The organism is Tuberibacillus calidus DSM 17572 (assembly GCF_000430685.1).
GTDB lineage: Bacteria > Bacillota > Bacilli > Bacillales > Sporolactobacillaceae > Tuberibacillus > Tuberibacillus calidus.
This window is the reverse complement of the sequence record NZ_AUMM01000079.1, coordinates 1-5961: the sequence shown is the minus strand read 5'-3', so window position 1 is coordinate 5961 and position 5961 is coordinate 1. Positions and strand designations below refer to the sequence as shown.

Here is a 5961-nt window from a genome sequence, read left to right as displayed (position 1 = left end):
CTGAATGATCAATGAACCAAGTGCCAAACGAACCGAAAAGGCCTTGTGTCCTTGCCTGACGTCTCCCAGTGACTTGACATATTCTTTTTCAGCTTTTGACCAGGGGATGAGGTTAGACAAGACCACCCAACGGTTATTGGGATTTAATTGTCCACCAAACGGCAGGAAAAATTCATGTGGCAGGATGAGTTGATCGGCATGATGTTCGTACAAAGTTAGTCCCTCCAAGTGCAAGGTTTTTGATGAGTTTCCGAATCATACCCTTGCATATAAATTCGACAAAAAAGTGAAAAACCCTTGTTAAATCAACATTTTTTTGTTATTCAGTAGACCCTACTTAAAAACAAAGGCTCTGCCATTGGCTTAAAGGCATGGTAGAGCTAAGTTTTTTAGAGTATTGGGGCGAAGAATTGGTTGACTAATCCTAAATCACAGTCTTTTCCCGTACTGTAAGATTTGTTGCCAAGCTTTCTCTCAATATTCAACCAGGCTTCGTGACTTTCGGTTTCCCAATATCGCATGATTTCGGGAAGGATGGCATTTGCTTCATTTATGGCATCGGCAAAAAGATCGTCAAAGCTTTTCCTATACTTCAGGGTGCAATCGGTCGGGTCAAGCCATTCCGATTTTTTACGATTGAGATAATCAATATTGGGATCGACCGGTTTATAAACGAGGGCGCTGATCTCCGGCGCAAGCCAACGACTTTTGCGGCCGGCAAATTTGAATAATACTTTTTGAGCTTTCTCCATATCCCGATAAGCTTCATTCACATAACCGGGTGGTATTTTTTTAGAAAGTTTCGGAAAATGTTTGGCAATGATTGTCTCCATGGCTTCGGCGACGGATGGATGAAGCCGAGAGCCCACATCGATTTGTTTGTAGACGGGCGTTTTCCACGTGATGACTCCGCGTCTTTCCTCCATCCAAATCGTGTCAATCGCAAATTCCAATTCTTGATGCTTCCGGCCTTCGTTTCCAGATCGATAATTAATATACGGGTGAGCATTGCGGTCTAAGATATGGTGGGTAACAAAACCGATAACATACGCTTTAAGAATCGAATTTTCCGGTTGTTCCTTTACCGTGCGAATTAAATCCTGTAAAAACGGTCCGCACGCTTCGTCATGAATGCGCTTGCCGACTTCAACAGCGGGTTTTTCTTTAATCCAAGGCCAAAAACGGTAATAAAAAAACGGATCCGGTCCTTGTGCGCCGAGGCGTAAATAGGCCCATTCCAAATCGTTTTCAGGTTGCCAACCGAGCCCTCGAATGGCCTCTTCGGCAAAATCGATATGCGTCCAAATATTTGGCATAACCATCCCCCAATCCCATCATCTACCCTTATCATACCTGTTTTTCATAAACGATCCAAACCATATTTTCTAAGGCCAAGGTCGGTGAAACGTGGTGAAATAGGAAATGGCCAGATACCTCCGCCAACTCCAATTTACCTTTTAAAATATTTTCCTCATGACAAATTGAAAGGAATCCCCTATGATAGGGATAGAATGAGTTCTAAAACATTATTCCAAAAAAGGAAGCGGAAAAGAAATGCAACAAGTGTTGGCTTATCGTAAAGAGAAAGATTTTTTAGGGGAAAAAGAGATTCCAGAAGACGCTTATTACGGCATTCAAACATTGCGAGCAACTGAAAATTTCCCAATAACTGGTTACAAACTTCAGACGGAACTGATTCGCGCCATCGCTATTGTAAAGAAAGCAGCGGCGCTTGCCAATATGGAGACGATGGGACTTCCGAAAAACATTGGAGAAGCGATTGTCAAAGCCTGTGATGAAATCATTGCGGGGAAATGGCATGATCAATTCATCGTTGATCCGATTCAAGGCGGCGCGGGAACATCGATTAACATGAATGCCAATGAAGTCATTGCCAATCGCGGTTTGGAAATCATGGGGAGGAAAAAAGGAGAGTATTTCTATCTTCGCCCCAATAGTGATGTCAATAAATCCCAATCGACGAATGATGTGTTCCCGACAACCATTCATATCGCTGTTCTTGATTCATTAAATACGTTACTCGAAACGATGCGGCGTATGGTTGACGTTTTTAATGAGAAAGCCGCTCAATTTGATGGTGTCATCAAAATGGGCCGAACGCATTTGCAAGATGCGGTGCCGATTCGCCTCGGTCAAGAATTCCGGGCTTACAGCCGGGTTATTTCCCGCGATATTAAGCGGATCGAACAATCTAAGCAGCATCTCTATGAAATTAATATGGGGGCTACGGCTGTTGGCACAGGGTTAAATGCTGACACGCGTTACATTGAACGAGTTGTCAAACATTTAGCTGACCTAACCGGCTATCCATTCAAGAGCGCCGAAGATTTAGTAGACGCCACCCAAAATACCGATGCCTACACGGAAGTTTCGGCGGCGTTAAAAGTGTGCATGATGAATATGTCAAAAATCGCCAATGACCTAAGGCTTATGGCGTCAGGCCCCCGCGCTGGGTTGGGAGAAATCAGCTTGCCAGCAAGACAGCCGGGTTCATCCATTATGCCGGGGAAAGTCAATCCGGTGATGGCTGAAGTCATCAATCAAATCGCCTTCCAAGTTATCGGCAATGACCATACCATTTGTTTGGCTTCAGAAGCCGGACAGCTTGAATTAAATGTCATGGAACCGGTTCTCGTCTTTAATCTATTACAATCGATTAAAATCATGAATAACGGCTTCCGCGTTTTTACAGAGTATTGCTTAAAAGGGATCGAAGCGAATACCGAAAGAATGAAAGAATATGTGGAAAAAAGCGTCGGGGTGATTACCGCGGTCAATCCGCATATCGGGTACGAAGTGGCAGCGCGCATCGCCCGTGAGGCGATCTTAACCGGTCAATCCGTCCGTGAACTCTGTTTGAAATACGATGTCCTAACGGAAGAAGAGTTAGACTTGATTTTAGACCCATACGAGATGACACATCCGGGTATTGCTGGCAGAGAACTGCTTGAACGGGATTAAATGAGTAATATAAATTATTAGGAGCGTGGGGTTTCTTCACGTTCCTTTTTATTTTAATCATAGAGTTTAAACGATCGTTTAAATTTTAATGGAACAATGGCAAACATGTTGGTTGATGCTGTCGAATCACTAAATGTAAGAGGTCAAGCATGAGTCCGCATGTGCTCATTATATCGTTTCCAAGTATCGCATCGAAACCATAGCGTGTGCGGATATCACTCAAATGGAGCGTCAACGCAGCAAATTGGTGATCATCAATGCCAAGGCTGTATATTCTCTGTTCAATGCATGCCTCACTGCCACCCACGCCGTACATTTTAACGATCCGCGCGGTTTTACAGTCAGGTTTAAATCCCATGCTTTCCATTAAATCGATATCAAAAACGGAGGCCGCACAGCCCGTATCTAGCAAAACATCACTGAATACAGTACGATTTCCCTTATAGGTGATGGCGCACGACGCCATGAGAAGACCATCTTCCAATCTTAGTTCCATATAGCCAACCTCGCTTGTCCTTACATCAGTAATAGAGTATGTGAAGGCTGCCGAAGTCAGAACCGAAAACATGTGATGGATTTAGAAAGCTTTGTAAGCGCTTTACAACACTAAGAAATTTCTCCTATAATTGAATAAAGACAGTTTTGAATGTTATGAGAGGAGACGACGGGCTTGACTGAGGGAAAACTTCTATGGCAACCAACGAATGAGCAGATCGAAAAATCGCATATCCGAAAATATATGAATTGGCTGTCAACTGAAAAAGGTATTCATAAAACGGATTATCCATCGCTTTGGACATGGTCCGTAACGGATTTAGAAGGATTTTGGGGATCGATTTGGGAATATTTTCGTATAGAAGCAAAAACGCCGTATGAAAAGGTGCTCGCCGATGAAACGATGCCTGGGGCGAAGTGGTTTACCGGTGCAACGTTAAATTATGCCGAGCATATTTTTCGAAATCGAAAAAGTGATAAAGATGCCATTCTCTATGCTACAGAAGCCGAACCTATTCAACGAATGAAGTGGAAGGAACTTGAAACTTCAGTTGCCGCCTTTGCCAAAGGGCTCAAAGCGGCGGGGGTCGAGAAAGGAGACCGTGTGGTGGCTTATATTCCGAACAGCCCATATGCGGTCATCGCTTTTTTGGCCTGTGCGGCGATTGGCGCCATATGGTCGAGCTGTTCACCTGAATTCGGCACTCGCAGCGTGGTAGACCGATTTAAACAAATTGAACCTAAAGTGTTTATCGCCGTCGATGGCTATCGGTATAACGGTAAACCGTTCAATCGACTTGAAACGGTAAAAGAAATCCAAGCCTCCATCCCCACGCTGGAAAAAACGATTCTGATCCCATACCTCCATCGTGAGTTAAAAGGGGATGAAGTCGAACGTGCCGTTTTATGGGACGACTTTCTTCACGAACAGCAAAATGCGGAACTGGTTTTTGAACCGGTGGCGTTTGACCATCCTTTATGGATTTTATTTTCCTCAGGGACAACGGGCATACCGAAAGCCATTGTCCAAGGGCACGGCGGCATTTTGCTTGAGCACTTGAAGGCATTAACACTGCATACCGATCTCGGACCCGACGACAGGTTTTTCTGGTATACGACGACAGGATGGATGATGTGGAACTTCCTCGTCGGCGGGCTTCTGACAGGTGCGGAAATCATTCTCTATGACGGCAGCCCGACCTATCCCGATAACCTTTCGCTTTGGCGATTCGCCCAAGAGACGAAAATGACTGTTTTCGGGACCAGTGCCGGATATATCACGGCATGCATGAAAGAAGGAATCGTTCCGAAAAAGCACTTTGATCTCAGCCATCTGAAAGCGATTGGCTCGACCGGTTCACCGCTTGCGCCAAATGGTTTTGAATGGATCTATGAAAATGTGAAAGAAGATATCTGGGTGGCTTCAGTCAGCGGAGGGACTGATGTGTGCTCGGCATTCGTGCTTGGCGCCCCGATTTTACCGGTGAGGTCTGGTCATATTCAGTGTCGCGGCTTAGGCGCTTCGGTTTACTCCTTTGATAATCAAGGAAAGCCCCAGACGAATGCCATTGGTGAATTAGTGATAACGAAGCCATTACCCTCGATGCCTTTGTTTTTCTGGAATGATCCAAAAGGGGAAAGATATCACGATAGCTATTTTGATACCTTCCCGGGTATCTGGCGTCATGGGGATTATATTAAGATTACGGAAGAGGGCAGTTGCGTCATCTACGGCCGCTCCGATGCAACGATCAATCGCGGCGGCGTGCGGATGGGAACCAGTGAAATATACAGTGCGGTGGAAAGCGTCCCGGAAGTCAAAGACAGCCTTGTAGTCGATGTTCCGGTGACTGATGAACAATCCCAAATGTTTTTATTTGTTGTTTTAGAAAATGGTGTAGCTCTTGATGATGCGATGAAGCAAGGGATTAAACAAAAAATTCGAACGGAATGCTCACCGAGGCATATCCCCGACCACATCATTGCCGTCGATGAAATCCCGTACACGATAAACGGTAAGAAACTGGAAGTGCCAGTGAAGAAAATCCTAATGGGTGTAGACATTGCAAAAGCCGCTAATCCAGGATCACTAAAAAACCCAAAATCACTTGCTTATTTTACATCATTGAGAGAACAACTAGTATAAGAACGGAGTATGTGTAAAATATTTCTCGAAGCAAAATGATGGAAAAAAATAGAGAAGGCACTCTAACATAAATGTATGCGACCAAGCAAATACATTTGAAGAGAGGCCTTCTCATGGAAAACATTATACCAAAAATATACCAATTGTTAAATGAAACTCGCGATTTTATTTCGTTTGAAGAACAGCTTAAACGGCTGATGTACAGCACATTTGCCGACGTGATGGGCATTGTCTTTGGTCAACTCGATGAAGCCATTGTGAATGAAAAAAGAAAAGAAGGATGGAAAAGAGAACGTAAAGATAAAAAGACGTTGACGTTTACTTTTGGGGCTGTGACT

5 protein-coding genes and 1 pseudogene are annotated in these 5961 nt (G+C 44.3%); 3 read left to right on the top strand and 3 right to left on the bottom strand.

Going from position 1 to position 5961, the window contains the following annotated elements:
- Both H532_RS0113845 and H532_RS0113840 read right to left on the bottom strand, forming a co-directional pair.
- Positions 1-213 (bottom strand): annotated as a pseudogene (locus H532_RS0113845) (IS5/IS1182 family transposase); the annotation flags it as partial.
- A 176-nt stretch (positions 214-389) separates the two neighbouring features.
- Positions 390-1316 (bottom strand): zinc dependent phospholipase C family protein, encoded by a 927-nt coding sequence (locus tag H532_RS0113840; RefSeq protein ID WP_027725957.1) that lies wholly within the window; start codon positions 1314-1316, stop codon positions 390-392.
- Positions 1317-1554: 238 nt separating this feature from the next.
- Between H532_RS0113840 and aspA the strand changes: the two genes are divergently transcribed.
- Positions 1555-2982: an aspartate ammonia-lyase gene (gene aspA, locus H532_RS0113835; RefSeq protein ID WP_027725956.1), complete on the top strand. Its 1428-nt coding sequence runs from the start codon at positions 1555-1557 to the stop codon at positions 2980-2982.
- A gap of 85 nt (positions 2983-3067) precedes the next feature.
- Here aspA and H532_RS19025 read toward each other — a convergent pair whose 3' ends face one another.
- The gene (locus H532_RS19025; RefSeq protein ID WP_051263352.1) at positions 3068-3478 is read right to left on the bottom strand and encodes a pepsin/retropepsin-like aspartic protease family protein; all 411 of its coding nucleotides are present in this window, start codon (positions 3476-3478) and stop codon (positions 3068-3070) included.
- Between the two features lie 174 nt (positions 3479-3652).
- Between H532_RS19025 and H532_RS0113825 the strand changes: the two genes are divergently transcribed.
- Complete coding sequence (locus tag H532_RS0113825) at positions 3653-5623, top strand: acetoacetate--CoA ligase (RefSeq protein WP_027725955.1); 1971 nt, start codon at positions 3653-3655, stop codon at positions 5621-5623.
- 113 nt (positions 5624-5736) lie between these two features.
- Positions 5737-5961: UPF0236 family transposase-like protein (locus H532_RS19020; RefSeq protein ID WP_027725821.1), on the top strand; the 225-nt coding region annotated here is incomplete at its 3' end.

Excerpts from the sequence above, each read along its gene's own strand:
- aspA (WP_027725956.1), top strand. The coding sequence starts at position 1,555 with ATGCAACAAGTGTTGGCTTATCGTAAAGAGAAAGATTTTTTAGGGGAA.
- H532_RS19025 (WP_051263352.1), bottom strand. The coding sequence starts at position 3,478 with ATGGAACTAAGATTGGAAGATGGTCTTCTCATGGCGTCGTGCGCCATC.
- H532_RS0113840 (WP_027725957.1), bottom strand. The coding sequence starts at position 1,316 with ATGCCAAATATTTGGACGCATATCGATTTTGCCGAAGAGGCCATTCGA.